Source organism: Saccharothrix luteola (genome assembly GCF_020859565.1).
In the GTDB taxonomy this organism is placed as follows: domain Bacteria; phylum Actinomycetota; class Actinomycetes; order Mycobacteriales; family Pseudonocardiaceae; genus Actinosynnema; species Actinosynnema luteola.
The window spans coordinates 24777-50987 of sequence record NZ_JAJHUO010000017.1 but is presented as its reverse complement, the minus strand read 5'-3'; the positions used below and the strand labels follow the sequence as shown (position 1 = coordinate 50987).

At 71.6% G+C, this 26211-nt stretch carries 23 protein-coding genes; 9 read left to right on the top strand and 14 right to left on the bottom strand.

Annotated elements, in window-relative coordinates:
• Positions 1-184 precede the first annotated feature (184 nt).
• From LNK82_RS23495 to tkt, 7 genes are all read right to left on the bottom strand, one after another.
• Positions 185-1354, bottom strand: a complete 1170-nt coding sequence (locus LNK82_RS23495; RefSeq protein WP_443706262.1) for a sensor histidine kinase — start codon at positions 1352-1354, stop codon at positions 185-187.
• A gap of 350 nt (positions 1355-1704) precedes the next feature.
• Positions 1705-2472 (bottom strand): 6-phosphogluconolactonase, encoded by a 768-nt coding sequence (pgl, locus tag LNK82_RS23490; protein WP_230569154.1) that lies wholly within the window; start codon positions 2470-2472, stop codon positions 1705-1707.
• The gene (gene opcA / locus LNK82_RS23485) at positions 2469-3686 is read right to left on the bottom strand and encodes a glucose-6-phosphate dehydrogenase assembly protein OpcA (protein WP_230569153.1); all 1218 of its coding nucleotides are present in this window, start codon (positions 3684-3686) and stop codon (positions 2469-2471) included. Before opcA ends, pgl begins: the two co-directional genes overlap by 4 nt.
• Complete coding sequence (zwf, locus tag LNK82_RS23480) at positions 3683-5224, bottom strand: glucose-6-phosphate dehydrogenase (protein WP_230569152.1); 1542 nt, start codon at positions 5222-5224, stop codon at positions 3683-3685. Before zwf ends, opcA begins: the two co-directional genes overlap by 4 nt.
• Positions 5221-6837: a phosphoglucose isomerase-related protein gene (locus LNK82_RS23475; protein WP_230569151.1), complete on the bottom strand. Its 1617-nt coding sequence runs from the start codon at positions 6835-6837 to the stop codon at positions 5221-5223. The genes zwf and LNK82_RS23475 overlap by 4 nt, the downstream gene beginning before the upstream one ends.
• Before the next feature lie 41 nt (positions 6838-6878).
• Positions 6879-7991, bottom strand: coding sequence for a transaldolase (tal, locus tag LNK82_RS23470; protein ID WP_230569150.1), 1113 nt, complete (start codon positions 7989-7991; stop codon positions 6879-6881).
• Positions 7992-8014: 23 nt separating this feature from the next.
• Entirely contained in the window at positions 8015-10108 is a 2094-nt protein-coding gene (gene tkt / locus LNK82_RS23465; protein WP_230569149.1) for a transketolase, read from the bottom strand.
• A 255-nt stretch (positions 10109-10363) separates the two neighbouring features.
• Here tkt and LNK82_RS23460 point away from each other — a divergent pair, with 255 nt between their 5' ends.
• Both LNK82_RS23460 and LNK82_RS23455 read left to right on the top strand, forming a co-directional pair.
• The gene (locus tag LNK82_RS23460) at positions 10364-11287 is read left to right on the top strand and encodes a heme o synthase (RefSeq protein WP_230569148.1); all 924 of its coding nucleotides are present in this window, start codon (positions 10364-10366) and stop codon (positions 11285-11287) included.
• A 46-nt stretch (positions 11288-11333) separates the two neighbouring features.
• Positions 11334-12029 carry a hypothetical protein gene (locus tag LNK82_RS23455; protein WP_230569147.1) on the top strand — a complete coding sequence of 232 codons (696 nt, stop codon included), beginning with the start codon at positions 11334-11336 and terminating at the stop codon, positions 12027-12029.
• Positions 12030-12036: 7 nt separating this feature from the next.
• On the opposite strand, the gene LNK82_RS23450 is transcribed toward LNK82_RS23455, so the two are convergent.
• From LNK82_RS23450 to LNK82_RS23440, 3 genes are read right to left on the bottom strand one after another with little or no spacing between them, the layout of a single operon-like run.
• Positions 12037-12687, bottom strand: coding sequence for an HD domain-containing protein (locus LNK82_RS23450; RefSeq protein WP_230569146.1), 651 nt, complete (start codon positions 12685-12687; stop codon positions 12037-12039).
• A gap of 59 nt (positions 12688-12746) precedes the next feature.
• The gene (locus LNK82_RS23445) at positions 12747-13394 is read right to left on the bottom strand and encodes a hypothetical protein (RefSeq protein WP_230569145.1); all 648 of its coding nucleotides are present in this window, start codon (positions 13392-13394) and stop codon (positions 12747-12749) included.
• Positions 13395-13400: 6 nt separating this feature from the next.
• Positions 13401-14408, bottom strand: a complete 1008-nt coding sequence (locus tag LNK82_RS23440) for a hypothetical protein (protein ID WP_230569144.1) — start codon at positions 14406-14408, stop codon at positions 13401-13403.
• Between the two features lie 221 nt (positions 14409-14629).
• Between LNK82_RS23440 and LNK82_RS23435 the strand changes: the two genes are divergently transcribed.
• Positions 14630-15217: an FKBP-type peptidyl-prolyl cis-trans isomerase gene (locus tag LNK82_RS23435; protein WP_230569143.1), complete on the top strand. Its 588-nt coding sequence runs from the start codon at positions 14630-14632 to the stop codon at positions 15215-15217.
• Positions 15218-15278: 61 nt separating this feature from the next.
• Here the strand turns inward: LNK82_RS23435 and LNK82_RS23430 are convergent, their stop codons facing one another.
• Both LNK82_RS23430 and LNK82_RS23425 read right to left on the bottom strand, forming a co-directional pair.
• Entirely contained in the window at positions 15279-16250 is a 972-nt protein-coding gene (locus LNK82_RS23430; protein WP_230569142.1) for a quinone oxidoreductase family protein, read from the bottom strand.
• A gap of 96 nt (positions 16251-16346) precedes the next feature.
• The gene (locus LNK82_RS23425; RefSeq protein ID WP_230569141.1) at positions 16347-17969 is read right to left on the bottom strand and encodes a DUF885 domain-containing protein; all 1623 of its coding nucleotides are present in this window, start codon (positions 17967-17969) and stop codon (positions 16347-16349) included.
• Between the two features lie 89 nt (positions 17970-18058).
• Here LNK82_RS23425 and LNK82_RS23420 point away from each other — a divergent pair, with 89 nt between their 5' ends.
• From LNK82_RS23420 to LNK82_RS23410, 3 genes are read left to right on the top strand one after another with little or no spacing between them, the layout of a single operon-like run.
• Positions 18059-18952 (top strand): Hint domain-containing protein, encoded by an 894-nt coding sequence (locus tag LNK82_RS23420; protein ID WP_230569140.1) that lies wholly within the window; start codon positions 18059-18061, stop codon positions 18950-18952.
• A gap of 48 nt (positions 18953-19000) precedes the next feature.
• Positions 19001-19288: a hypothetical protein gene (locus LNK82_RS23415; RefSeq protein WP_230569139.1), complete on the top strand. Its 288-nt coding sequence runs from the start codon at positions 19001-19003 to the stop codon at positions 19286-19288.
• Complete coding sequence (locus LNK82_RS23410) at positions 19285-20136, top strand: ATP-grasp domain-containing protein (RefSeq protein WP_230569138.1); 852 nt, start codon at positions 19285-19287, stop codon at positions 20134-20136. The genes LNK82_RS23415 and LNK82_RS23410 overlap by 4 nt, the downstream gene beginning before the upstream one ends.
• Positions 20137-20208: 72 nt before the next feature.
• On the opposite strand, the gene LNK82_RS23405 is transcribed toward LNK82_RS23410, so the two are convergent.
• Together LNK82_RS23405 and LNK82_RS23400 are read right to left on the bottom strand one after the other, a co-directional pair.
• Positions 20209-21783, bottom strand: a complete 1575-nt coding sequence (locus tag LNK82_RS23405; RefSeq protein WP_230569137.1) for a monocarboxylic acid transporter — start codon at positions 21781-21783, stop codon at positions 20209-20211.
• A complete protein-coding gene (locus LNK82_RS23400; protein ID WP_230569136.1) occupies positions 21783-22199 on the bottom strand; it encodes a DUF485 domain-containing protein in 417 nt (138 codons plus the stop codon). The genes LNK82_RS23405 and LNK82_RS23400 overlap by 1 nt, the downstream gene beginning before the upstream one ends.
• Positions 22200-22529: 330 nt before the next feature.
• Here LNK82_RS23400 and LNK82_RS23395 point away from each other — a divergent pair, with 330 nt between their 5' ends.
• Genes LNK82_RS23395 through LNK82_RS23385 form a run of 3 tightly spaced genes read left to right on the top strand, consistent with a single transcriptional unit; the run spans position 22530 to position 26117 of the window.
• A complete protein-coding gene (locus LNK82_RS23395) occupies positions 22530-25142 on the top strand; it encodes a sensor histidine kinase (protein ID WP_230569135.1) in 2613 nt (870 codons plus the stop codon).
• Positions 25139-25582, top strand: coding sequence for a roadblock/LC7 domain-containing protein (locus LNK82_RS23390; protein ID WP_230569134.1), 444 nt, complete (start codon positions 25139-25141; stop codon positions 25580-25582). Before LNK82_RS23395 ends, LNK82_RS23390 begins: the two co-directional genes overlap by 4 nt.
• A 7-nt stretch (positions 25583-25589) precedes the next feature.
• Positions 25590-26117 carry a DUF742 domain-containing protein gene (locus LNK82_RS23385; protein ID WP_230569133.1) on the top strand — a complete coding sequence of 176 codons (528 nt, stop codon included), beginning with the start codon at positions 25590-25592 and terminating at the stop codon, positions 26115-26117.
• Positions 26118-26211: the final 94 nt, after the last annotated feature.

Below are 26211 nucleotides of genomic sequence, written 5' to 3'. Positions count from 1 at the left end.
CTCCCCCCTGTGCTCTCGCTTCCCGTGGGTCCTCCCTGCCCGCTCCTCACCTGCACCCCGTGAGGTCCGGACAGGCCGGGGTCGGTCGGCGGTCCTCGTTGTTTCAACCGACGTTCGAGATCGACGATAACAGCGTTTCGGTTGATGATTCCGCAATGATCACCCATTAGTGTGACCGAGTGAATCAGGGCTTCAGGGTCCTGAACAGGGGAAACGTCACCCTCACCGCGAAGCCGCCGCTGTCCGTCGGGCCCGCTTCCAGCTCACCGTCCAACAACGCCGCACGCTCCCGCAGCCCCACCAGCCCATGACCACCGCTGGGCAACGCCGCCCCGTCCACCGACCCGATCGCACCCTCCGGCGCCTCGTTGCGCACCTCCACGCGCAGCTGATCGGCATCGGCGACCACCACCACGGCCGTCGCCGCACCGCACGCGTGCTTCCGCACGTTGGTCAACGCCTCCTGCACCGTCCGGTACGCCGCGCCCGACACCGGAGCCGGCAGGTCGGCCACCGGCCCCTGCACGGTCAGCGTCGCCGGGATCCCCGCCGTGGCCACGAGCTGCGCCAGGTCCTCGACCCGGGGTTGCGGCGAGTCGTCGCCGCTCGTCGTCCGCAGCACGCTCACCAGCTGCCGCAGCTCGTCCAACGTCCTCGTGCTCAACATCCGGATCGTCCCGGCGACCTGCTTCGCGTTCGGATCGGCCGCCGCCACCCGCAGGGCACCCGCCTGCATCGCGATCAAGCTCACCTGGTGCGACACGACGTCGTGCATCTCCCGCGCCAACCTGGCCCGCTCGTCCGCCCGCACCGCGTGCGCGTGCAGCATCCGCTCCCGCTCCCGGCTCGCGGCCAGCTCGCCGATCCGCGCCGACAACTCCTCCCGCGCGTGCGCCAGCAACCCGATCGCGATCGGCATCCCCGCGACGATGCACCCGTAGATGGCGTTGTGGACGTGCGTCTTCCAGTCCAACGCCGCGAACTCCGCCGGCGGCCACACGAAGAACCGGCTCAGCCACACCAACGCCGCGCCGATGTAGGTCTGCGTCGACAGCAACTGCTCCCGCGCCAACGTCCCCAGCGCGATCATCGCCGCCAACTGCGCCCACCCCGCCAGGAACCCGGGCACGGTGATCAGCACCACCAGGAACGGGAACCGCCGGCGCAGCGCCACCGCCGCCACCGACACGACCGACAGCACGTAGTTGTACGGCTCGGCCTCGGGCACGACCCGCAGCCACACGTCCAGCGCCGCGATGCCGACGGCCGCCGCGTCGAACGCCACCTGCCGGTGCCGGCCGAGCACGCGACCGAGGAACCGCCCCAGCGCCCCGAGGAAGGCAGCACGCCGCACCCGCTCGGTCGCGACGCCGTTGACCCGACCGCTCGGCAGCCTTTCGACAGCGTTGCCGGCCAGGGTTCGACCTCCTGTGTCAGCTGTCCGCCGGTCCTCACCGTACTGCGCTGTCATCACGCTTGGCATGACCCGCCTTTCCGCCCCCGACCCGCTCGAACGACCCGCTCACCCTTCGAGATGCTGTGATTACCCGAACGGGACGCCGTGCGCCGCACAAAATTGCGAGCGCGAACGTCCGGTGAGCGGACAACGTGCGTGAAAGCGGCCTGCGAGTGCGCCAAATCACCCCCGGGAACGCCGCTGCCGCCGTGCCCGGAACGGACGACGGCGGCAGCGGAACGGCGGGTTCAGGTCGACGGCGGGGTGACCGGCGCCTTCGCGGCGGCGGCCGTGTCGAGCAGCCACAGCGTGCGCTCCCGGCCACGGGCGCCCGCGGCCGGCAGCTGGACCTCGTCCGCGTCGGTCAGGCCCAGCGCCACGGCCTCGCCCTTCGCCGCACCCGTCGTCATCAGCCACACCTCGCGCGCCGCGCGGATGGCGGGCAGGGTGAGGCTCACGCGGGTCGGCGGCGGCTTGGGGCAGTCGCGCACCGCGACGACAGCGCGCTCCCGCTCCGCCACGGCGGGCGACTCCGGGAAGATCGAGGCCACGTGCCCCTCCTCGCCGACGCCGAGCAGGCACACGTCGAACGACGGCACGGCACCGTCCGGGCCCGCGGCGGCGGCGAGCACGGCGGCGTACGCCTCGGCGGCGGCCTCCGGGTCGTCGCCGAACCGCCCGTCGGACGGCTCCATCACGTGCACGCGCGAAGCCGGCACCGGCACGTGGTCCAGCAACGCCTCCCGCGCCTGCGTCTCGTTGCGGTCGGGGTGCCCGGCGGGCAGGAACCGCTCGTCGCCCCAGTACAGGTCGACCCGGGTCCAGTCCACCGCGTCGCGGGCGGGCGTGGCGCGCAGCTGCTCCAGCACCGCGATGCCCGTCCGGCCGCCGGTCAGCACCAACGACACCGACCCGCGCGCGGTCTGCGCGTCCACCAGGCTGGTGACCAGGCGGGCGGCGACGGCGGCGGCCAGCAGCTCGCCGTCGCGGTGCACCACCACCTCCGGCCGGCTCACGAGCCCGCCTTCGCCTTCGCCGCCTTGGGCGCGGCCTTCCCGGCAGCCTTGGGCGCGGCCTTGGCGCCGGAGGACTTCGGCGCGGCGGTCTTGGCGGCGGCGGTCTTCGCCGACGCCTTCGCGGGCCTGCCGTCCACCTTGCCGTCCACCTTCGAGTCCGCCGAAGCCGTGACCTCCGCCGAAGCGTTCGCCGGCTTGCTGTCCGCGCCCGGACCGCCGTCCGACTTCGCCTTGGCGGCCCCGGACGCGGCCCGCGCGGGCTTGCGCGTCACGGCGGCGGCCTTGGGCGCGGTCCGGCCGCGCACGACCTTGCCCAGCGACCGCAACGCCGCCTCGTACACCTCGTCCGGGTCGAGCCGGCGCAGCTCCTCGGCCAGGCAGTCCCGCACCTGGCGGCGCTGCAACGCGACCCGCCGCTCCGGCTGGCCGGGCTGGGTCAGCGTGCCGACCTTGCCGTCCGGGCGCGACAGCTCGACCAGCCCGGACCGGCGCTCCAGCCGCACGTCGACGATGCCCTCGCCCCGGCTGGCCTTCGCGCGCCGCACCGGCACCTTCAGGCACCCGGCGAGCCACGCGGCCAGCAGGTCGGTCGACGGCGAGTCGCTCTCGCCGCTCACCTCGGCCTCGGTGACCTTCTCGTACGGCGGCAGGTCGAACGCCGAGGCGAGCATCGCCCGCCACAGCGTCAGCCGCGTCCACGCCAGGTCCGTGTCGCCGGGCCGGTAGCCCGACTTGCGCTGCTCCAACGCCCGGATCGGGTTCTTCTCCGCCGCCGCGTCGGTGATCCGGCGCTGCGCGAGCTGCCCGATGGGGTCCTCGGCGGGCACGGCGGGCGCCTCGTTGGGCCACCACGCCACCACCGGGGTGTCCGGCAGCAGCAGTGGCACGACGCACGAAGCGCCCTCGTTGGCCAGCTCGCCGTACAGGCGCAGCACGATGACCTCGGACGCGCCCGCGTCGCCGCCGACGCGGATCTGCGCGTCGAGCCGGGGCGCGGCCTTGCGCGCGCCGCGCGCCACCACGATCACCCGGCAGGGGTGCTCGCGGCTGGCGTCGTTGGCCGCGTCGATGGCGTCCTCGGTCTTGGTGCCGTCGTCGGTCACGATGACCAGCGTCAGGACGCGCCCGAGGGTGACCGCGCCGCCTTCCTCGCGCAGCCGCACGAGCTTGCTGTTGACCTGCGACGTGGTGGTCGAGGGCAGGTCGATGATCACGGACGCCTCCAGTGCCTGCCGGTGCGGGCCAGCATCTCGTCCGCCGACGCCGGCCCCCAGGTGCCTGCCTTGTACTTCTCCGGCGCGCCGGTGGCGCTCCAGTGCCTCAGGACGGGGTCCAGGATCTCCCAGGACAGCTCGACCTCGTCGTTCTTCGGGAACAGCGACGGCTCGCCGAGCAGCACGTCCAGCAGCAGCCGCTCGTAGGCCTCGGGCGAGGACTCGGTGAACGCGTGGCCGTAGCCGAAGTCCATCGTGACGTCGCGGACCTCCATCGAGTTGCCCGGCACCTTGGACCCGAACCGGATGGTCACGCCCTCGTCCGGCTGCACGCGCACCACCAGGGCGTTCTGCCCCAGCTCCTCGGTGGCGGTGTCGTCGAACGGCAGGTGCGGCGCGCGCTTGAACACCACGGCCACCTCGGTGACGCGGCGGCCGAGGCGCTTGCCGGTGCGCAGGTAGAACGGCACGCCCGCCCAGCGGCGGGTGTTCACCTCGCAGGTGATGGCCGCGTAGGTCTCGGTGACCGAGTCCTTCGCGAACCCGCCCTCCTCCAGCAGCCCGAGCACCTTCTGCCCGCCCTGCCAGCCGCCGGTGTACTGGCCGCGGGCGGTGGTCTCGTCGTACGGCCCGATCGACCGGGTCGCCGAGAGCACCTTGACCTTCTCCGCGCGCAGGTCGCTCGGCCGGAACGAGACCGGCTCCTCCATCGCGGTCAGCGCGAGCAGCTGGAGCAGGTGGTTCTGGATCACGTCACGGGCCGCGCCGATGCCGTCGTAGTAGCCCGCGCGCCCGCCGAGGCCGATGTCCTCGGCCATGGTGATCTGCACGTGGTCGACGTAGTTGGCGTTCCAGATGGGCTCGTAGAGCTGGTTGGCGAAGCGCAGCGCCAGGATGTTCTGCACCGTCTCCTTGCCGAGGTAGTGGTCGATGCGGAACACCGACTCCTCGGGGAAGACGTCGTTGACGGTCTTGTTGAGCTGCCTGGCGCTGGCCAGGTCGTGGCCGAACGGCTTCTCGATGACCACCCGGCGCCACTGGTCGGGGCTGTCGGTCGGCGGCGTGGCGAGCCCGGCGCGCTTGAGCTGGTTGACCACCGTGGTGAACGCGCTGGGCGGCACCGACAGGTAGAACGCGTGGTTGCCGCCGGTGCCGCGCTCGCGGTCCAGGTCGGCGAGCGTCGCGGCGAGCGAGTCGAACGCGGCGTCGTCGTCGAAGGTGCCCTGCACGAACCGGATGCCCTCGGCGAGCTGGTTCCAGACCTCCTGCCGGAACGGCGTGCGCGCGTGCTCCTTGACGGCGTCGTGCACGACCTGCATGAAGTCCTGGTCGGCCCAGTCGCGGCGGGCGAAGCCGACGAGCGCGAAGCCCGGCGGCAGCAGGCCGCGGTTGGCCAGGTCGTAGATGGCGGGCATGAGCTTCTTGCGCGACAGGTCGCCCGTCACGCCGAAGATCACCAGGCCGGACGGCCCGGCGATGCGCGGGAGCCGCTTGTCCCGCGGGTCGCGCAGGGGATTGCGCTTGGTGGGGGCCGTCACGAACCGTCCTCCTGGATGGCCTCGACGAGCTGCGCGAGCCCGGCGACGCGGTCGGTCAGGTGCAGCCGCAGCACCGGGCGACCGCGCTCGGCGAGCACCTGGCCGTCGCCCAGCGCCTGGGCCAGCTGCAACGTGCTGAGGTCGTACGGCCGGTCCGGCACGTCCAGTCGCGTCCCGGACTCGCCGGTCAGCTGCAGGAACACGCCGTTCTGGTGACCGCCCTTGTGGTACTGGCCGGTCGAGTGCAGGAACCGAGGTCCCCACCCGAAGGTGGTCTGCAGGTGTGAACGCTGCGCCAACTCCGGGCGAACGAGGGCGAACGACGCGTCGTCGACCCGGTCGAGGTAGGCCTGCACGGACAGGTAACCGTGCTCGGGCGCGGCGGCGACCAGTGCCTTCAGGGCCTCGGCGACCGTCTTCACGTCCGCCGGCAGCCAGCCCTCGCTGGGGTAGGCCTCGATCGGACCGTCCACGAAGGCCGGTTCGGCCGACGACGCGGCGGGGGAGTCCAACAGGGACCGGGCCGCCTTCTTCGCGGCCTCCACGTCGGGCTGGTCGAACGGGTTGATCTCCAGCACCCGGCCCACCAGCGCGGTCGCGTACTCCCACACCAGGAACTGCGCGCCGAGAGAGCCCTCGACCGAGAGCGTGGACGAGCCGGTGGCCGGTCCGATCGCGACGGTCGTGGCGTCGGAGCGGGCGTCCACGAAACCGGGCGCGCCCGGACCCTCGACCACCACGGGCAGCAGGCCGGTGCCGTTCTTGCCGGTCGACTCGGCGATCAGCTGCTCCGCCCAGTCGCCGAACCCGGCGATGCCCGAGCCGGTGTCGGCGAGCACCACCTTCTCCGCGCCGTGCGCGTGCGCCACCGCGAACGTCGCCGCCAGCACCACCGCCGGGTTGTCCGGCGAGTCGGCCGACACCAGCGGCGCGGCCGACGCGGCCTCGTCGAGCAGCTTGCCGACGTCCGCGCCCGCCAGCCCGGACGGCACCAGGCCGAACGCGGTCAGCGCCGAGTACCGGCCGCCGACGTGCGGGTCGGCCAGGAACACCTTGCGGTAGCCCGCTTCCCGCGACGCCGCCTCCAGCGGCGAGCCCGGGTCGGTCACCACGACGATGCGCGACGCCGCGTCGATGCCCGCCGCGGTGAACGCGGCCTCGAAGATCCGCCGGTGGCTGTCGGTCTCGACGGTCCCGCCCGACTTGGACGACACCACCACGACCGTGCGCTCCAGGTCGCCCGCCAGCGCCTCGGCCACCTGGCCGGGGTCGGTGGTGTCGAGCACCACCAGCGGCACGCCTGCCGTGCCCGTGATCACCTCGGGCGCGAGCGACGAGCCACCCATGCCGGCGAGGACCACGCGGTCCACGCCGTCGGCGAGCAGCTCGTCGCGCAGCGCGGTGATCTCCGCGACCAGCGGGCGGGACGTCTCGTGCAGCGTCGTCCACGCCAGGCGGATCGACGCCTCGGGCTCCGCGTCGGCGCCCCACAGGGTGGCGTCCCCCGCGGTGAGCCTGCTCGGAGCCGAATCCCGGACCAGGTCGCCCACGACGGTGTCGACCTGGTTCTGGTTCGGCGTGCGGACGATCTCCACGGAGATCACCTCGGTCATGTCAGTCCTGTCCCATTCTCGGCTCTGTCCGTTCTCGGCTCTCAGGCCTTGGCCTGGTCCAGCTGTCCGGTCACCGTGTCGAGCAGTTCGGCCCACGACTTCTCGAACTTGTCGACGCCCTCGGTCTCCAGCACGACGAACACGTCGTCCAGGTCGATGCCGACCTCGACCAGCCCGTCGAAGACCTCCTGCGCCTCGGCCGCGCGGCCGGTGACCGCGTCGCCCTCGATCTTGCCGTGATCGGCGACCGCGTGCAGGGTCTTCTCCGGCATCGTGTTGACCGTGTCGGCCACCACGAGCTGGTCCACGTACCGGGTGTCGGAGTACTGCGGGTCCTTCACGCCGGTGGACGCCCACAGTGGACGCTGCGCGCGGGCGCCCTCGGCGGCCAGCGCCTCCCAGCGCTCGCCGGCGAACGTCTCCTGGTACGCCGCGTAGGCCAGCACCGCGTTCGCGATGGCCGCCTTGCCGCGCAGCGCGGTCGCCGCCGGGGTGTCCAGCGCGTCGAGCCGCTTGTCGATCTCGCTGTCCACCCGGGACACGAAGAACGACGCCACGGAGTGGATGCCGCGCAGGTCGTGCCCGTTGGCCTTGGCCTGCTCCAGGCCCGCGACGAACGCCTCCATCACGTGCCGGTAGCGCTCGACGGAGAAGATCAGCGTCACGTTCACGCTGATGCCCTCGGCGAGCACCCGGGTGATCGCGGGCAGGCCCTCGACCGTGGCCGGGATCTTCACCAGCAGGTTCGGCCGGTCGACGGCCTTGGCCAGGTCGAGCGCCTCGGCGACGGTGGCCTCGGTGTCGTTGGCCAGCCGCGGGTCGACCTCGATCGACACCCGGCCGTCCACGCCGTCGGTGGCGGTGTAGATGTCGCGGAACAGGTCGCACGCGTTGCGCACGTCCGTGGTGGTGATCTCGCGGACGGCGGCGTCGGTGTCGGCGCCGCGCGCGGCCAGCTCGCGCACCTGCTCGTCGTAGGCCGAGCCCTTGGCGAGGGCCGCGGCGAAGATCGTCGGGTTCGTGGTCACGCCCACCACGTGCTGGTCGGCGATCAGGCCGGCCAGGTTGCCGGTGTTCAGCCGCTCGCGGGACAGGTCGTCCAGCCAGATCGACACGCCCGCGTCGCTGAGCGCGGCCAGCGGATTGGTGCTCATCTCGTCAACTCCCCTGAAGTCTCTTACTTGGTCCGGGCCAGCGAGCGGCGGGCCGCCGCGACGACGTTCTCCGTCGTGAACCCGAACTCGCGGAACAGCGTCTGGTAGTCCGCCGAGGCGCCGAAGTGCTCGATGGACACGATCTCGCCGGTGTCGCCCGCGAACCGGTGCCACGGCTGGGCGATGCCCGCCTCGACCACCACGCGCGCCTTCACCGACGACGGCAGCACCTGCTCCTGGTAGCTCTTGTCCTGCGCGTCGAACCACTCGACGCTCGGCATGGACACCACCCGGGCGGCGACGCCCTCGGCCTCGAAGACCTTGCGGGCCTCGACCGCGATCTGCAGCTCCGAGCCGGTCGCGATGAGGATCAGCTCCGGCTCGCCCTCGCCCTCCAGCACGTAGCCGCCGCGCGCGACGCCCTCGGCGGCCTTCTCCTTGGTGCCGACGAGCACCGGCAGGTTCTGCCTGGTCAGCGCGATGCCAGCGGGACCGGTCGGGTTCTCGACCACGGCACGCCACGCGGCAGCGGTCTCGTTCGCGTCACCGGGGCGCAGCACGGTCAGGCCCGGGATGGCGCGCAGCGCGGCCAGGTGCTCGATCGGCTGGTGCGTCGGGCCGTCCTCGCCGAGGCCGATGGAGTCGTGCGTCCACACGTAGGTGACCGCGGACTTCATCAGCGCCGCCAGCCGGACCGCCGGGCGCATGTAGTCGCTGAACACGAGGAACGTGCCGCCGTACGGGCGGGTGGGGCCGTGCAGCGCGATGCCGTTGAGGATCGAGCCCATGGCGTGCTCGCGGACGCCGAAGTGCAGCGTGCGGCCGTACGGGTTGGCGTTCCACATCTTCGTGGAGATCGACTCGGGGCCGAACGAGTCCGCGCCCTTCATCGTGGTGTTGTTGCTCTCCGCGAGGTCGGCCGAGCCGCCCCACAGCTCCGGCAGCACGTCGCGCAGCGCGTTGAGCACCTCGCCGGACGCCTTGCGGGTGGCCACGCCCTTCGGGTCCGGCTCCCACGACGGCAGCGCGTCGGTCCAGCCCTCGGGCAGGCCGCGCACGAGCAGGCGGTCCAGCAGCGCCTTGCGCTCCGGGTTCGCCTGGGCCCACGCGTCGAACGACTTCTGCCACTCGGACTTGGCCGCCTCGCCGCGCTTGATCACCGAACGCGCGTGCTCCAGCACCTCGTCGGAGACCTCGAACGTCTGCTCCGGGTCGAAGCCCAGGATGCGCTTGACCTCGGCGACCTCGTCCGCGCCCAGCGCCGCGCCGTGCGCCGCGCCGGTGTTCTGCTTGTTCGGCGCGGGGAAGCCGATGATCGTGCGCAGCAGGATGAACGACGGCCGCTCGGTCTCCGCCTTGGCGTTCTCCAGGGCCTCGAGGATGCCCGCGACGTTCTCGCCGCCCTCGACGACCTGCACGTGCCAGCCGTAGGCCTCGTAGCGCTTCGCGGTGTCCTCGGACAGCGCGATCGTCGTGTCGTCCTCGATGGAGATCTTGTTGTCGTCGTAGATCACGGTCAGGTTGCCCAGCTTCTGGGTGCCCGCCAGCGACGACGCCTCGGACGTCACGCCCTCCTCGATGTCGCCGTCGGAGGCGATCACGAAGATGTGGTGGTCGAACGGGCTCTGCCCGACCGGCGCGTCCGGGTCGAACAGGCCGCGCTCGCGGCGCGCGCCCATCGCCATGCCGACGGCGGAGGCCAGGCCCTGGCCCAGCGGGCCCGTGGTGATCTCCACGCCGTTGGTGTGCCGGTGCTCGGGGTGGCCGGGGGTCTTGGAACCCCACGTGCGCAGCGCCTTGAGGTCGTCCAGCTCCAGGCCGTAGCCGTTGAGGAACAGCTGGACGTACAGCGTCAGGCTGGAGTGGCCCGCGCTGAGCACGAACCGGTCGCGGCCGATCCAGTCGGCGTCGGCCGGGTCGTGCCGCATGACCCGCTGGAACAGCGTGTACGCGAGCGGCGCGAGGCTCATGGCGGTGCCGGGGTGGCCGTTGCCGACCTTCTGCACGGCGTCCGCGGCCAGGATGCGGGCGGTGTCCACCGCGCGCTTGTCGAGGTCGGTCCAATCTTCGGGCAGGTGGGCTTCGGTCAACCGGGCGATGTCATCGGTGACGGACACTGACTTCCAGCTCCAAACTCACTAGGCGGCGGTTGTGACGGCCGGCGTGAACTTAATCGATCCCGTCAGGCCCGATCCGCGGCTACCAAGGTCCGCCGGCCAGCCTAGTCCGACGAGCGGACGCCCGTGGCACTCACGCTCTGTGGGTGTACGCACAGGCAGGGCTGGTGCGTTCAGGGAGTACCCGAAGGGGCTGCTCGGGCAACACGCGGTTACCATCGGTCCACCCCCTGACCTGACGAGGAGCGCGACGCCATGAGTGCCGTCACCGAGGCTCCGGCGCGGTCGCCCCGGCAGGTCGTCGGCGCGTACGTCGCGCTGACCAAGCCACGGGTGATCGAGCTGCTGCTGATCACCACCATCCCGGCGATGCTCCTGGCCGCCCGCGGTCTGCCGCCGCTGTGGCTGATCGCGTGCACCCTGGCGGGCGGCACCCTGGCCGCGGGCTCGGCGAACGCGCTGAACTGCTACATCGACGCCGACATCGACTCGGTGATGAAGCGCACCAGCACCCGGCCGTTGGCGAAGGACAGCATCCCGCCGCGCAACGCGCTGATCTTCGGCATCGTGCTCGGCGTCGTGTCGTTCGGGTTCCTGTGGCTGACCACCAACCTCATGTCGGCCGTGTTCGCGGTGGCCACGATCCTGTTCTACATCTTCGTCTACACCCTCGTGCTCAAGCGCCGGACCTCGCAGAACGTCATCTGGGGCGGCATGGCCGGCTGCATGCCGGTGATCATCGGCTGGTCCGCGGTGACCGGCACGGTGGCGTGGCCCGCGGTGGTGATGTTCGGCGTGATCTTCTTCTGGACGCCGCCGCACACGTGGGCGCTCGCGATGAAGTTCAAGGAGGACTACGCGCGTGCCGGCGTGCCGATGCTGCCGGTGGTGGCGACGGCGCAGCAGGTCACGCGGCAGATCGTCATCTACTCCTGGATCACGGTCGCGTGCACGTTGCTGCTGGCCCCGGTGACGTCGTGGATCTACGTCGCTATCGCGGCCGCCTCGGGCATCTGGTTCGCCGTGTTCGCCCACCGGCTGCACGGCGTCGTGCGGCGCGGCGGGTCGACGAACACCATGAAGTTCTTCCACCTGTCGAACCTGTACCTGATGCTCGTGTTCTGCGGCCTGGCCGTGGACGCGGTGATCGGGCTGCCGGTCCTGGGCTGGCCGTTCTGAGCTTGATGCACTTTCCGCATATTTGCGGATAGCTAGCCTGATCCCCATGTCCGTGCAGGGGGATGGGACACCGCCCGACCGGGGGTCCTTCGACAAGGCGACCGTGGACCGCTGGCAGGTGTTCGGCGGCGTCGCGAGCGTGGCCGCCCTGCTCCTGTCGCTGGTCGGTGGCCTCCGGAACCTCGCTCCGCTGGGGCTGATCGCGGCCGGTGTCGTCGCGCTGCTGGGTGTCGGGCTGCTCTACCGGTGGAGCCGCCGCCCGCGGCGCACGGCCAAGGGGCTCGTGCCGGCCGTCGTGGTCACGGTGGCGGGCGTCGTCATGGCCGGTGTGCTCGGCTGGCTGGAACTCCGTCCCGCCGCACCGCGGGACGGGGCGGCCCAGGACGGGGCGACCCCGGCCGCGTTCCGCACGGAGTCGATCAGGCTGACCGCGGGCACCTCGATCGACTTCGACCTCACCACCGAGAACGGCGGCCTGTCCGACTACCGGACGCCGCAGACCGACCTCACCTTCGACAAAGGACTCCAGGCGGGGCACCTCGTCGTCCTCGAAGAGCCGCCGTCGTACCGGAGCTGCACGACCGCCGCGAAATCGGTCACCACCGTCGGACTGGACGACGTCGCGCACGGCTCCGCCTTGTGCGTGGAGACGTCGGAGGGGCGGTGGGCCCGACTGGTGGTGGTCATGATCGACGGGGCCGTGTTCGAGTTCGACCTGGTGGTCTGGGACAAGGCGGCCTAGGGCAGCCCTAGGACACCGCCGACAGCAGTTCGTTCACGGTGGGGTCGTCCAGTGACTCCACGATGCACGACCACAGCTCCAGGTTGGCCGTGGCCCACCGCGAGTAGGTGGCCGCCGCCTCCGGGTCGTAGAAGTAGTACCCCTCGTCGTGCTTGCCCTGCTGCTCGCCGACGATCTTGTGCGCCAGCTCCTTGAGTGTGATCCCGTTCTCTTCGAGGTACTTGGGCGCGAGCACCACCGGAGTCACCGGCAGCGCTTTGAACAGCGTGTCCGCGTCGGACAGCGCCTGCGCCTCGAGCGAGATGTCGCGGTGGCGGGTGCGCATCTCGGCCTCCTCGACCACCGCGTCGACCCGCGCCGCGACCTCGTCCGGCACGCCCGCGCGCGCCAGGATGTCCAGCCGCAGCTTCCGGCCGTCCACCGGCAGCGAGTTGCGCCGGACCATGTAGTTCACGTCGTGGACCAGGGCGGCCACCTCGACCAGCGACACGTCCGAACCGTTGCGCCGGGCGAAGTGGACGGCCTTGTCCCGCACGAAGCTGACGTGGTGCCAGCCGTGGAACTGCAGTTTCGCGGCGAGGTCGCGGCACAGTCGCCACACCTCGCCCTCCACCTCGGAGATCGCCCGCGCCGTGACTGCCTTCGTGACCGTACTCATTGGACCCTCCCGTGCCGGGTGGGCCGATGGTAGGGGCGCGCGAAGATCCTTGGCGCGGGTTAGAGGTTGTTCGTCAGGTCCTCCAACCTCGCCTCGACCGGCACGTGCCGGTGGCTGGTCCGGGTGTCGGGGTCGTAGCTGAGGCTCCACGGGCTGACCGCGCGCGACTTGACCAGGAACGTCATGGTGTCGTCGGCGGCCTTCGGGATGCGGTGGAACTCGTGCGCGAGCATCGTGCCCGAGGAGCCCTCGTGGGCCTCGGCGCTGCGCAGCAGGGTGGTGGACACGATCTGCCGGCCGTCGTCGGCCACGTCCGCGGTGAAGCGCTCGTGCAGGTAGGAGCCCGACACGATGGTGGTGCAGAAGTGGTAGCGGTGGTTGTGGATCGAGTCGGCGTAGCCCGGTCGCCAGTCCTGCTGCGGCTTGTACTCGTGCAGCCAGAACGTGAACGGCTCGGCCGGCTCGTCCCGCAGGCACCACGCGAAGTGGGTCGTCGTCTCGCGGGATCTGGCCGCCACGCGCATCTCGTCCTGCGGTGAGAGGGCGCGCAGGTGCCCGCGCAGCCTCTCCCGCAGGCCGGGTCGGCCCGCCCACTCCTGGAAACGCCTCTCGACGTGTCCCCAGTGGTCGACGACAGGGGGGTCGGCCACGGCGATGAGCGTGGCGAGCTCCGCGAGGGCGGAGAACCCGGTGAACTCGGTGAGCACGACTTATCAGCTCCCCAGCTGAGCGGAGGCGGAGAATTCTTTGCGGAATCGGTGGAACTTCTCCTCGAGCGATCGGAACCCGTCCTCGGTGAGCGGGTTGCCGGTGATCTTCTCGAACAGGGCGAGGAAGTCCGCCCGACTGGTGCCCGGTGTGATGACGATGTGGAGCCCTGCCTTGGAATTGCTGATGCGCAGGAACTCGGCGCGTTCCATCCCGTAGATGAACGAGCCCTCCGAGAACCGCACCGTGCGCGGGTAGAGCCGGATCACGCCCGCGCTGGTGTTGCTGTAGAGGGTGAGCCAGACGCTGTCGTCGAAGAGCTCCAATCGGTCCAACGGCGGGTCGGACACGATCGTCAGGTCGATCCGCGAGCACCGGCCGCGGGCCAGGAACAGGCCCACCAGGCCGATGGAGATCTGCTCGCGCAACCGCGCCGCGATCGCGTCGTAGTCGCCGTCCACGCCCTCGTTGCGCAGCAGGTACCGGGCCCGCCCGCTGATCGCGTCGTCGTCCCGTGGATCGGCCAGGACGGCTCTGAGCTCGCACTCCGTCTGCGACAGCAGCAGTCGGCCCGCCGCGTAACGACCCGCGAAGCCGCGGAACACGTACAGCCGGGTGCGTTCGAGGTCCTGCATCATGACCTGGTTGAAGGCCGGGTCGGGCCGTGCGGTCGGCTCGAACACGTGAGTGGGGAAGAACTCGCGGTCCAGGGCCCGGTACTCGGTGGTGAGGTCGCGCAGCGCCCGGCGGCTCTCCTCCACGACCGGCGTGATCAGCGCCCGTTGCGCGGCCGAACTGGTGATCAACGTCTGCCCGAAACCGACCACGGCGGAGATCAACGTGCCGGTGCCGACCGACGTGAGGAACGTGCGCAGCGCTCCTTGATCCATTCCGCTGGAAATGGCCAGAGCGCTGCCGGAAGTGACGACTAGGCTGAGCAGGAGCAGCCCTGTTCTGGTCCAGAACAATTCCTGTAACAGGTTGCTGCGGATGCCCTTCGGCTCCGCGGACACGGTGTCACCTCCTTGGTGGGCACTCGAACGGCCGAATGCTCTCGGTATGCGATCAAGTGCGCGGAGTTACTGTACGCGCGAGTACGCAACTGCGGAAGCGGTAATTAGTGGCACATTTGCGGATTGTTTCGAAGATCGACGACAGCGCACCGTGATCGGCGTTGGGCCTGCCGGTGGGGCCCCGGCGCGCCCAGCGGGCGTGAACCCTAAGCTCGGCAACCATGCGTACTGTCGGCCGTACGGCCCTGGCTCTCGTCTCCTTGTTGTCCGCCGGTCTGGCGCTGACCGCGTGCACCGCTAGCGACCGGCCGTCCACCCTCACCAACACCCCGTCCGCGACCGCCGCGCAGCCCGAGGCGCAGCCCACCGAGGCCGACCTGCCCGAGCCGAGCGGCCCGCCGTGCGAGGTGGCGCAGTACCAGGTGACCGGCGCGGCGGGGGAGAAGCCGACGATCACCGTCCCGACCGGCTGCACGCCGCAGGACGGCCTGCTGGTCGAGGACCTGACGGAGGGCACCGGCGCGGAGATCAAGCCCGGCTCCACCGCCGAGCTGCACTACGTGCTGGCGACGTTCCGCGACCAGCGGACCCGTGAGTCGTCGTGGGACAACGGCGAGCCGTTCCAGCTGGCGAACATCGGCCAGGCCAACGTGATCCAGGGCTGGAACGAGGGCCTGATCGGGCTCAAGGAGGGCGGTCGCCGGCTGCTCGTCGTGCCGTCGGACAAGGGTTACCCGGAGGGCAAGGACGACATCCAGCCCGGCGAGACGCTGATCTTCGTGGTCGACGCGGTCAAGGTCGCGGGCTGAGCCGCGCCCGGACGTGACGAAGGGCGGTCCCGCACCGGGACCGCCCTTCCGCGTGTCGGGCTCAGGGCACGAGCAGCAGCTTGCCGGTGGTCCGGCGGGCTTCCAGGTCCTCGTGCGCCCGCCGTGCCTCGGCCAGCGGGTAGCGCCCGCCGATCCGCACGGTCAGCGAACCGTCCACGACGGCGGCGAACAGCTCACCGGCCCGCCACTCCAACTCCTCGCGGGTGGCCACGTGCGCGCCCAGCGACGGCCGGGTCAGGAACACCGAGCCCGCCTGGTTGAGCCGCTGGGGGTCGAACGGCGGCACCGCGCCGCTGGACGCGCCGAACAGCGCCAGCATGCCCCGCGGCTTCAGGCTCGCCAGGCTCCCGTCGAACGTGGTCTTGCCGACGCCGTCGTACACCGCCTCGACGCCCACGCCGTCGGTCAGCGCCCGCACCTCGGGCGCGAAGTCCACCTGGTCGTACCTGATCACCTCGTCGGCGCCGGCCTCGCGCGCCAACGCCTCCTTGGCCTCGGTGGACACCGTGCCGATCACGCGCGCGCCCCGCGCCTTGGCCAACTGCACCAGCAGCAGCCCCACACCACCCGCGGCGGCGTGCACGAGCACCGTGTCGCCCTTCTGCACGGGGTACGTGGACGCGATGAGGTAGTGCGCGGTCAAGCCCTGGAGCAGCAGCGCGCCCGCCGTGTCGTCGTCCACGCCCTCGGGCACCGGCACCGCGTCCTTGACCGGCACCACGGCCTGCTCCGCGTAGCTGCCGAGGGCCTGCGCCCAGGCCACGCGGTCTCCCACCGCGAACCCGGCGACGTCCGGGCCGACCGCGCTCACCCGGCCCGCGCCCTCCAGCCCCGGCGCGAACGGCAGCGACAGCGGGTAGCGGCCCTCGCGGTGGTAGCAGTCGATGAAGTTCACCCCGGCGGCGGCCACGTCCACGAGCAGCTCGCCCGGGCCGGGCGAGGGCGCCTCCACGTCGGCGATCTCCAGCGCTTCCGGCCCACCGGTCGCGCGCACCACCACTGCCTTGGGCATCGTGCGTCCTCCTGATTGCTCTGTTCGTACGTCAGTACGCCAACCGCCGCGGCGGCCGGTCTGTTCCACGACCGATCGCCGTCCCCCGCGTCCGTCTCACCTGCCGAGAGCGACCTTGCGCGCCAGGCCGAGCGGCAACGCGCCCGCGCCCGCGATGGTGTCGTGGAACTCGCGCAACGAGCCGGTGAACTCCGACCGGATGCGCTCGATCTCCAACGCGCCGGTCAGGTACGACGGGGCCTGCGTCGGCCACGCGCAGTACCGGCTGACCTCGCCGGTGGCCGTGCCGGGCGTCAGCGACGCCTTCGTGGTCATGAACTCCTCGGCCTCCTCGACGGTCATGTCGCCGCAGTGCAGCGCGGTGTCCACGATCATCCGCGCGGCGCGGAACAGCCGCGCCTCGACGTGCGCCAACTCCTGCGCCCGCGCCTTGGCCGCGTCGCCGACCACCTCGGCGGTGAAGTAGCCGTGCTCGCGCAGCAGCTTCTCCGCGTACAGCGCCCAGCCCTCGGAGAAGTACGGCGTGCGGAACACCTTGCGCACCGGCCGGTCCTGCGCGGCCAGCCACGACAGGTGCCAGTGGTGACCGGGGTACGCCTCGTGCACCGCGATGGTGGCCAGCTGGGCGCGGGAGTTGGTGCGCAGCCGCTGGGTGGTCTGCTCGGCGGTGAACCCGTCCGGCGGGAACGGCACGAAGAAGTGGCCCGTCCGCTGGTCGGTCAGCGGCGGCGGCGACATGTAGGACGCCACGGACAGGACCGGGCGCTGGAACGTGGGCGACGGCACCACCCGGCACTCCTCGCCCTCGGCGAACGTCACCAGGCCGTGCTCGACCAGGAACGCCCGCGCCCGCCGCGTCTCCGCCTCGTACTCCGCGCGCATCGCCTCCGGCGTCGGCGGGTGGTCGTCCTGGAACGACGCCATCACCGCGTGCCAGTCGTCCGACCCGGCCAGCTCGCGCATCTCGGCGTCCAGCTCGGCGTAGGCGGCCCGGCCCCGCTCGTGCAGCTCCGCCGCGCCGTAGCCCAGCACCTCCTGCTCGCGCAGCAGCGTCGAGTAGAGCCCCTCGCCCATCCGCCAGTCGCCCTCGGTGCGGTCGGCGAACCCGGTCAGGAACTCCGCCAGCTCGTCGAACGCCCGCGCGGCCGGTTCGGCGGCCTCCGCCAGCTCCGCGCGCAGCGCCGGGTCGGAGACCTCGGCGGGCAGCGTGGCGGTGAGGAACGCCCGGCCGGTGCGCGCCTGGTCGGCGGCGCGCTTGACGATCTTCGGCGAGGCCAGCCCCGGGTCCAGGTTCGCCCGGCACGCGGCCAGCACGGCGGGCACCTCGGCCAGCCGCTTCACCACGCTCGTCACCAGCTCCGGCTCCGGTCGCAGCCGGTTGAGGAACGCGCTGAACAACGGGTACAGCACCGCGCTGGTGTAGACGGACGGGTCGCGCCGCCACGAGGGCCACGTCGCCTTCGCCCGCACGCCGCGCAGCACGGAGATGACGAGGTCGCGGTCCACCGAGCCCTGGAGGTCGTCGGTGCGGACCGCGGCGAACCGGTCGAGCCACGCGTCCGCGCCGCGTTCGTATTCGGCGAACGCGCTCGCGCTGAAATCGCCGAGGGTGTGGTCGTGGGCGAGTGAGCCGAACATCGCGGCGGTGCCCGGGTTGCGGTCGAAGTGCCACGCGAGGAACTGTTCGACCAGGTGGGTGAGGTTCGGGGTATCGGTCACGACCCGCAAGCTACCCCGCGAGCGAGCGGTCCGGGAGGCGGTGGAAATGCCGTGGGGAATTGCCCGTTGACGCTTGGAGTCACCCGAAGGTGATCTTGCGTGCGCTCGAACGGCAGTTCGATGATTCACCCATGTCGGAAACGTCGGACATGCGCTCGTCACGATCGAGCGGTGCGCCGGCCGGCCGCGTGCTCACCGCGGAGCTGGAATGGCTCCCGGTGCAGGGGATCACGCCCGGCGCGCGTTTGGTCACATTCGACGAGGGTGCCCCTTCTCGCGCACGTCACCGCCACTTCTCGACGGGTGTCGTCGCCGCGACGCACGAGCGCACCACGGACCGGGTGCGGGTCGAGACGTCACGCGGATCGACCGTTGTCCCACCCGACCACGGGTTCCTGGTGCGCTCTGCCGTCAAGCCTCGGACGAGGTGGGTCGCCGCCGCAGACCTCCGGCCTGGCCACGAGGTCTACTTCCTCGCTACCTGGGAACCGGATCGGACCTGGGAGGCGGGCTATCTCGCCGGTCAGTTCGACGGCGACGGCAGCCTGCACTTCACGGCGTCCACCGGCAGCAGCGGGGCGTCGCAACTCAGTTGGGCGCAGAAAGCGGGCCGCGCCTGTGTCCCGTACGTCGAAAGCGTGTTGATCGCGCGGGGGTTCGAGTCACGGACGCACCGGCATCCGGTCGGAGTGTGCGATCACGTTCACATCGCGGGTAGCTGGACGAATCAGATGCGATTCCTCGGCTCGGTCCGACCACAGCGCCTGCTCCGTCATCCGGAACTGTCGCGGCTTTGGCGGGCGAGGAGCTTGCAGGCCTGTGAACGCGCGACCGTGAGCCGGGTCGTCCCGTTGGAGCCCGGCTCGGTGATCGTGATGGAGGTCGACACGCGCACGTGCGTCACGGATGGCTTCCTGATCGGCAGCGGGGCCCGGGAAGTGCTTGCGAGGCGACCCGGTGACGCTGTTTCGCCGATGTCGTGAGTGCGGTCACGTGCGCGGAAGTTACCGGCTGGTTCTAGTCTGGGCGACGTGGCAGAGGACAAGAAGATCGGGCGCGCGGTGCGGACGGCGACGGCGTTCGTGGCCGCGCACGGGAAGCCCGCCCGCGCGGTCGTGCAGAACGTCGGGCGGGCGGGCGCGCGGGTCGTGCTGGTCGGTGACGACGGCGCCATGGGCGACGTGGTGCTACCGGACGTGGCGTCGGCGGAGGCGCTGGTCGAGGCCGTCGCCGACCTGGAGCGGCACGAGTGGGACCGCGAGACGACGGCCGCGGTGAAGATCGGGGCGGCGCACCGGCGCAAGATGGCCGGCCGGTGAAGGTCCTCTTCGCGACCTGCGACACGTTGCCCTCCGGCGACGGCGACGACGACGCCCTGGTGGACGCCCTCGCCGACGTCGGCGTGCAGGCGTCGTGGACGGCGTGGGGCACGCCGACGTCGGCCGACCTGGTCGTGCTGCGGTCCACCTGGGACTACACCGAGCGGCTGCCGGAGTTCCTGGCCTGGTGCGACGCCGAGCCCGCGCTGGTGAACCCGGCGTCGGTGGTGCGGTGGAACACCGACAAGACCTACCTGGTCGAGCTCGCGCGCCACGGCGTGCCGGTCGTGCCGACGGCGGTGGCCGGGCCGGGCTTCACCGACTGGCCGGACGGCGAGTTCGTGGTGAAGCCGACCGTCGGCGCCGGTTCGCGCGGCGCGCTGCGCGTCGCGGCCGGCGACCACGAGACCGCCGCCGCGCACCTGGACGCCCTGGGCGCGCCCGCGCTCGTGCAGCCGTACCAGTCGCACGTGGACTCGGTCGGCGAGACCGCGATGGTGTTCCTGGGCGGCCAGTACTCGCACGCGTTCACCAAGGGCGCCATGCTCACGCCGGACGCGGAGTTCGACGAGTCCGGGCTGTACATCGTGGAACGCCTGTCCGGCGCGGCGCCCTCACCCGCGCAACGCCGGGTCGCCGAGGACGTCATGGACGCCGCCGCCGCGCTGACCGGCCTGCGCCGCGACGACCTGCTCTACTCGCGGGTGGACCTGATCCCGGGCGCCGACGGCGCGCCGCTGCTGCTGGAGCTGGAACTGGTCGAGCCCTCGCTCGGCTTCCGCCAGACCCACGCCACCGCGCCGCTCCGGTTCGCCTCGGCGGTCCGGGCGGCCCTCGCCCGGCGGTAGTCCCGACCAGACCCCGTGAAACGCCGAACGCCGGAGCCCAGGGCCCCGGCGTTCGGCGTCACCGCGAAGGTCTCACTTCAGGCCGGAGCCGATGCCGGTCAGCGACCGGACCTCCATCTCGGCCTGTTTGGCCGAATCGGCCTTCTCCTTGCTCAGGACCGTGCCGAGGTAGCCGCACAGGAACGAGAACGGGATCGACACCAGGCCCGGGTTGCTCAGCGGGAACCAGGCGAAGTCGACGTCCGGGAAGATCGACGACTTCGCGCCGGACACGGCGGGGGAGAAGGCGAGCAGGAAGATGCACGACCCGAGCCCGCCGTACACCGCCCACAGCGTCCCCGGCGTGTTGAACCGCTTCCAGAACATCGAGTAGATGATCGTCGACAGGTTCGCCGACGCCGCCAGCGCGAACGCCAGCGCCACCAGGAACGCCACGTTCTGCCCGTTCGCCGCGATGCCGCCGACGATCGCCAGCAGGCCGACCACGACCGCCGTCAACCGGGCGACCCGCACCTCCGACCGCGGGTCGGCCTGGCCGTGCTTGATCACGTTCGCGTACACGTCGTGCGCGAACGACGCCGACGCCGTCAACGTCAGACCGGCCACCACCGCCAGGATCGTCGCGAACGCCACCGCGCTCACCACGCCGAGCAGCACCGCGCCGCCCACCTCGTAGGCCAGCAGCGGCGCGGCCGAGTTCTCGCCGCCGGGCGCCGCCGCGATCTCCTTCGAACCGACCAGCGCCAGCGCGCCGAAGCCGATCACCAGCGTGCACAGGTAGAACGTGGCCATCATCCACGTCGCCCACACCACCGAGCGGCGCGCCTCACGGGCGTTCGGCACGGTGTAGAACCGCATCAGCACGTGCGGCAGCGACGCGGTGCCGAGCACCAGGGCCAGCGCCAGCGAGATGAAGTCGAGCCGGCTGGTCGGCGTGCCGCCGTAGCGCACGCCCGGCTCCAGCACCTCCGGCCCGAGCGGCGTGTTCCGCGACGCCGCCTCCAGGATCGCCGACAGGCTGAAGCCGAACTTGCCCAGCAGGAACACCGTCAGCAGGGTCACGCACATGATCAGGAAGACGGCCTTGATGATCTGCACCCACGTGGTGCCCTTCATGCCGCCCAGCAACACGTACAGCACCATGACGATGCCCACCACGGCGATGATCACCGACTGGCCGACCTTGCTGTGCACGTCCAGCAGCAGCGCCATCAGCGCGCCCGCGCCCGCCATCTGCGCGATCATGTAGAACAGCGAGATCACCAGGGTCACGTTGGCCGCCGCGGCGCGCACCGGGCGCTGCCGCATCCGGAACGCCAGCACGTCGCCCAGCGTGAACCGGCCGGTGTTGCGCAACCGCTCGGCGATGATCATCAGGCCGAGCAGCCACGACACGACCCAGCCGATCGAGTAGAGGAACCCGTCGTAGCCGTTGACCGCGATGCTGCCGGAGATGCCGAGGAACGACGCGGCGGACAGGAAGTCGCCCGAGAGCGCGATGCCGTTCTGCGGCCCGGTGAAGCTGCTGCCCGCGGCGTAGTAGTCCGACGCGGTGGCGTTGCGGCTGCCCGCCCGGTACACGACGTAGAGGGTGATCAGCACGAAGACGCCGAAGACGCCGAGGTTGATCGCGGTGTTGCCGCCCATCAGGCCTGGTCCTCCGCGGTGAGCGAGCGGACCGCGTCGACCTGCGGGTCGAGCTTGCGCCGCGCGTAGCGGGCGTAGCCCAGCGTCAGCGCGATGGTGGAGACGAACTGGAGCAGCCCGAACAGCAGTCCGACGTTGATCACGCCCCACACCGGCGTGCCCATGAAGTCCGGCGCGTACGCCGACAGCGCGACGTATCCGAGGTACCACAGCAGGAACCCGCACGTCGCCGGCACCACGAAGATCGCCGTCCGCCGGCGGAGCTCGCGGAAATCAGCGCTCGCCTGTAGCGCGACGAAGTCCGGGTCGCCCGCTTCGTCGACCAACAGGGATGACCCCGGGTCGTCGAAAGTGGCGAAGCCGCGCCCGCCGCGAGCGGGTCTGGAATCCGTCGGAGGCAGGATCGCCTTCGTCATCAATCCTCCACGGGGATTTGCCTCGCCGCGCACGCGGATGCGGGGGCCGCCGGCGAGCGCTCAGCGTAACCGCGTTGGGCCGCCAGTCAACGACGTGCCGCCAACGGTCGTGTCACCGCTGCTCAGTCGATGCCGGACCGTTGTCTCGACTGGCGTCCGTGTCGCCCGGTGTCGTCACGCTGCGCCGATCGGATGAGGACCGACCGCAAGGTCGTTGTCCCACGCCTGTTCACCACCTACTATCCGCCCAGCAACATCACGGTCGTCGATCATCAATACGTCGACGTCCTTCAACCGCGAAACAACTACGGACTTTCCGGGGCTTGTCTGGTGACTGGCGACAACATCGCGCGCGGGCAGTGGTGGAGCGCCGTCGCGGACTGGCGGAATTGGCGTCTGCCGGTCAAGCTCGCCGCCGTGCTGGCGGTGCCCGTGCTCGTCGCCGTCGGCGCGGGCGTGGTGCAGATCCGCGGGTACGTCAAGAGCGCCGACACCTACGCCTCGATGCAGCGCGTCGTCACGCTCCGCGCCGGCATGGACCCGCTGATCGCGGGCGTGCAGGCGGAACGCGCGCGGTCGGCGCAGCGGGCCGAGGGCGCCGGCGTGCCCGAGGCCGACTTCCGGGAGCTGACGCGCGTCACCGACAACGCCGCCGCGGGCGTGCGGAACCTGATGGAGCGCACCACGACCCTCGGCGAGGTCGCCAACGCCCGGTTCCGCGACGTGACCGTCCAGCTCGACGGCCTGCCGCAGCTGCGCGAGCGCGTGGTATCGGGCAGCGTCGACCTGGAAGGCGCCATCGGCGGCTACACGGTGGTGCTGCGCGCCCTGCTCGACTTCGACCAGGCCATGGTCGGCGACTTCGGCGACCCGGCGCTGTCCGGCACCGCGACCGCGCTGCACAACCTCGCCATGGCGGGCGAGCAGGTGTCCTGGCAGCACGCGACCGTGCAGGCGGGCATCAGCCGCGTCCGGCTGCTCGACTCCGAGGACGTCGCGCTGGAGCAGTCCTACACCCGCCAGCAGGACAAGCTGGCCGACTTCTCCGCCGTCGCCACGCCGCAGCAGCAGGCCGACTTCCGCAGCACCGTGTCCGGCCAGGAGGTCGACCTCCGCAACAGCCTGTTCCAGCAGGTCCGCACCAACTCGACCGCGGTGGAGCTGTTCGTCAAGGCCGAGGACTGGAACCGCGGCTCGGAGGCCACGCTCCGGCAGATCGGCGTCGTGCTGCACTCGCTGGAGGGTCAGCTGACCGCCGCCGCGGGCCGGTTGCAGGACTCCACCAGCGACCGGGCCGGCGCGGCGTCGGTGATCCTGCTGGCCTCGATGTTCGCCGCCGCCGCGGTCGGCTACGTCGTCGGCAGCTACCTGCTGCGCTCCCTGCGCGCGCTGCGCACCGCCGCGCTGGACGTCGCCGAGCACCGCCTGCCCACCCTGGTGGCGCAGCTGCGGGAGAACGCCGCGCACGACGTGAGCGTGGTGCCGGTGCCCGTGCACACCAGGGAGGAGTTCGGCCAGCTGGCGCGCGCGTTCGACGCGGTGCACCGGCAGGCGGTCAGCTCCGCGGCCGAGCAGGCCGACCTGCGCACCGGCATGCGCAACGCGTTCATCAACCTGTCCCGCCGCAGCCAGGGCCTGGTGGAGCGGCAGCTCAAGCTCATGGAGGAGCTGGAGCGGCAGGAGGAGAACCCCGAGCAGCTGGCGAACCTGTTCAAGCTGGACAACCTCGCCACCCGGATGCGCCGCAACAACGAGAACTTGATGGTGCTGTCGGGCAGCGACGTGGCCCGCCGCTTCACCCGCCCGGTGCCGCTGGGCGACGTGCTGCGCGCCGCCGCGTCCGAGATCGAGCAGTACCAGCGGGTCGTCGTGCAGACCACGCCGTCGGTCGAGGTCGTCGGCTACGCCGCGGGCGACCTGGTCCGGCTGGTCGCCGAGCTGCTGGACAACGCGACCACGTTCTCGCCGCCGCGCACCCAGGTGATCGTCGGCGGCCGGCCGCGGCCCGGCGGCGGCGTGCTCGTCGACGTGATCGACCTCGGCGTCGGCATGTCGGAGGAGGACCTGGCGCAGGCCAACCGCCGGATCGCGCTGGCCGCGTCGGAGGACTCCGGCGAACTGCCCGTGTCGCGCCAGCTCGGCCTGTACGTGGTCGGCAGGCTCGCCGGGCGGCACGGCATCGAGGTGTCGCTGCGCGAGCAGGGCGACGGGCTGCGCGCGGTCGTGGCGCTGCCCGCCGAGCTGGTGCGCCCGACCGGGTCGACGCCGTCCCGCGTGCCGGCCGCGCAGCCGTCCATCCCGGCGCCGTCCCCGTCCACCGGCCCGCAGCCGGCGCTGCCGCGCCCCGCCGGTGCGCAGCCCGCCCGGCCGTACTCCACCGGGCCGCAGCCCGCCCTGCCGCGCTCCACCGGCCCGCAGCCGGTGCTGCCGCCGTCGACCGGCCCGCAGCCGGTCCTGCCGCGGGCCGCCGTGCCGCCGCCGTCCGGTCTGCCGTACCCCTCTGTGCCGTCCACCTCTGGGCAGCAGCCGGTGCTGCCGCCCGTCGTGCCGCTGAAGGACGACGGGTGGACGCCGTTCAGGGGACGCACCGTCGACACCCCGGCCGACCCGCCGCCCACCACGCGGCGGACTGCCTCGACCTGGTTCGGCGGCGCGGCGGCGCCCTCCGGACCGGCGGAACCGGCGCGGCACCGCGCCGGGGACACCCACGCGCGCGGGGAGGCGCCCGTGAACGACAAGCCCGTGAACGACAATCCGGCGGAACTGCCCAAGAGGCAGCCGCGGAGCAATCTGGTGGCCGAACGGCCGAGTGCGCCCGACGCGGTGGCACCCGTACGGAGGGATCCGCAGGCGACACGCGGCTTCCTCGCCAGCTACCAGACCGGTATCCGGCAAGGTGTGCGGGGTTCCGGTGAGAATCGAGCTGGGCAGGAGAGCGGATGAGCGCGCAGAAGTCGCGACAGGTCGACCAGTTCGGCTGGCTGGTGAGCAACTTCGCCGATCGCGTGCCCGGGGTGGCCCACGCCGTGGTGATCTCGGTGGACGGTCTGCTGCTGACCGCGTCCACCGGGCTGCCCGACGACCGGGCCGACCAGTTGGCCGCGATCGCGGCGGGCGTGGCGAGCCTGACCGAGTCGGCGGCGAGGTGCTTCGACGGCGGCGGCGTGTTGCGCTCGGTGATCGAGATGCAGTACGGGATCATGCTGCTGATGTCCATCAGGGACGGCTCGTGCCTCGCGGTGCTGGCCGCACCGGACGCCGATGTCGGCCAGGTCGCCTATGAGATGACCGTGGTCGTGGACCAGGTCGGCCAGCTCCTGACCCCCGAGCTGCGCGCCCAGCTCCACGGTGCGAAGCGGATGATGGCCCGCCCGTCTGCGTGAGGTGGTCATGGACCGGAACGAGGACACCGGGTCGTCGGACGAGACGTTCGCCGCCCTGCTCAACGGGTTCAGCCTCGACTCCTCCCGCCGCCGCAAGCAGGAGCAGCCGAAGCCCGAGCCTCGCCAGACCGGGACCGGGGACACCAAGCCCCACCGCCCGGTCTTCGACGACGAGGACGACTTCGAGTACCCGCGCGAGGAGGCGGCGTCGATCGTCCGCGCCTACTCGTGGACCGGCGGCCGGACCACGTCGTCGATCCAGCTGGAGATCGAGACGCTGGTGTCGGCGGTGGACTGGGACTACCCGGGAGCCATGAAGGCCGAGTACCACGAGGTGATCGCCCTGGTGGCCAGGCCGCGGTCGGTGGCGGAGGTCGCCGCCCTGCTGCGCCTGCCCCTCGGCGTGGCCAAGGTGCTGCTCGGCGACATGGCCGAACGCGGCCTGATCGACGTGCACCGCACCGCGTCCACCGACGGCGAGTCACCGGACCTGGGCCTGATGGAACGGGTCCTGGCGGGCCTGCGCCGCCTCTGACCCGCGCGTGTCGAACCTCCAGGTCCCGCGTGTCCTACGTTCAGGACCCCCGAATTCAACGCTCAGCACGGCGCGCCGCCTTTGCGTGATGATC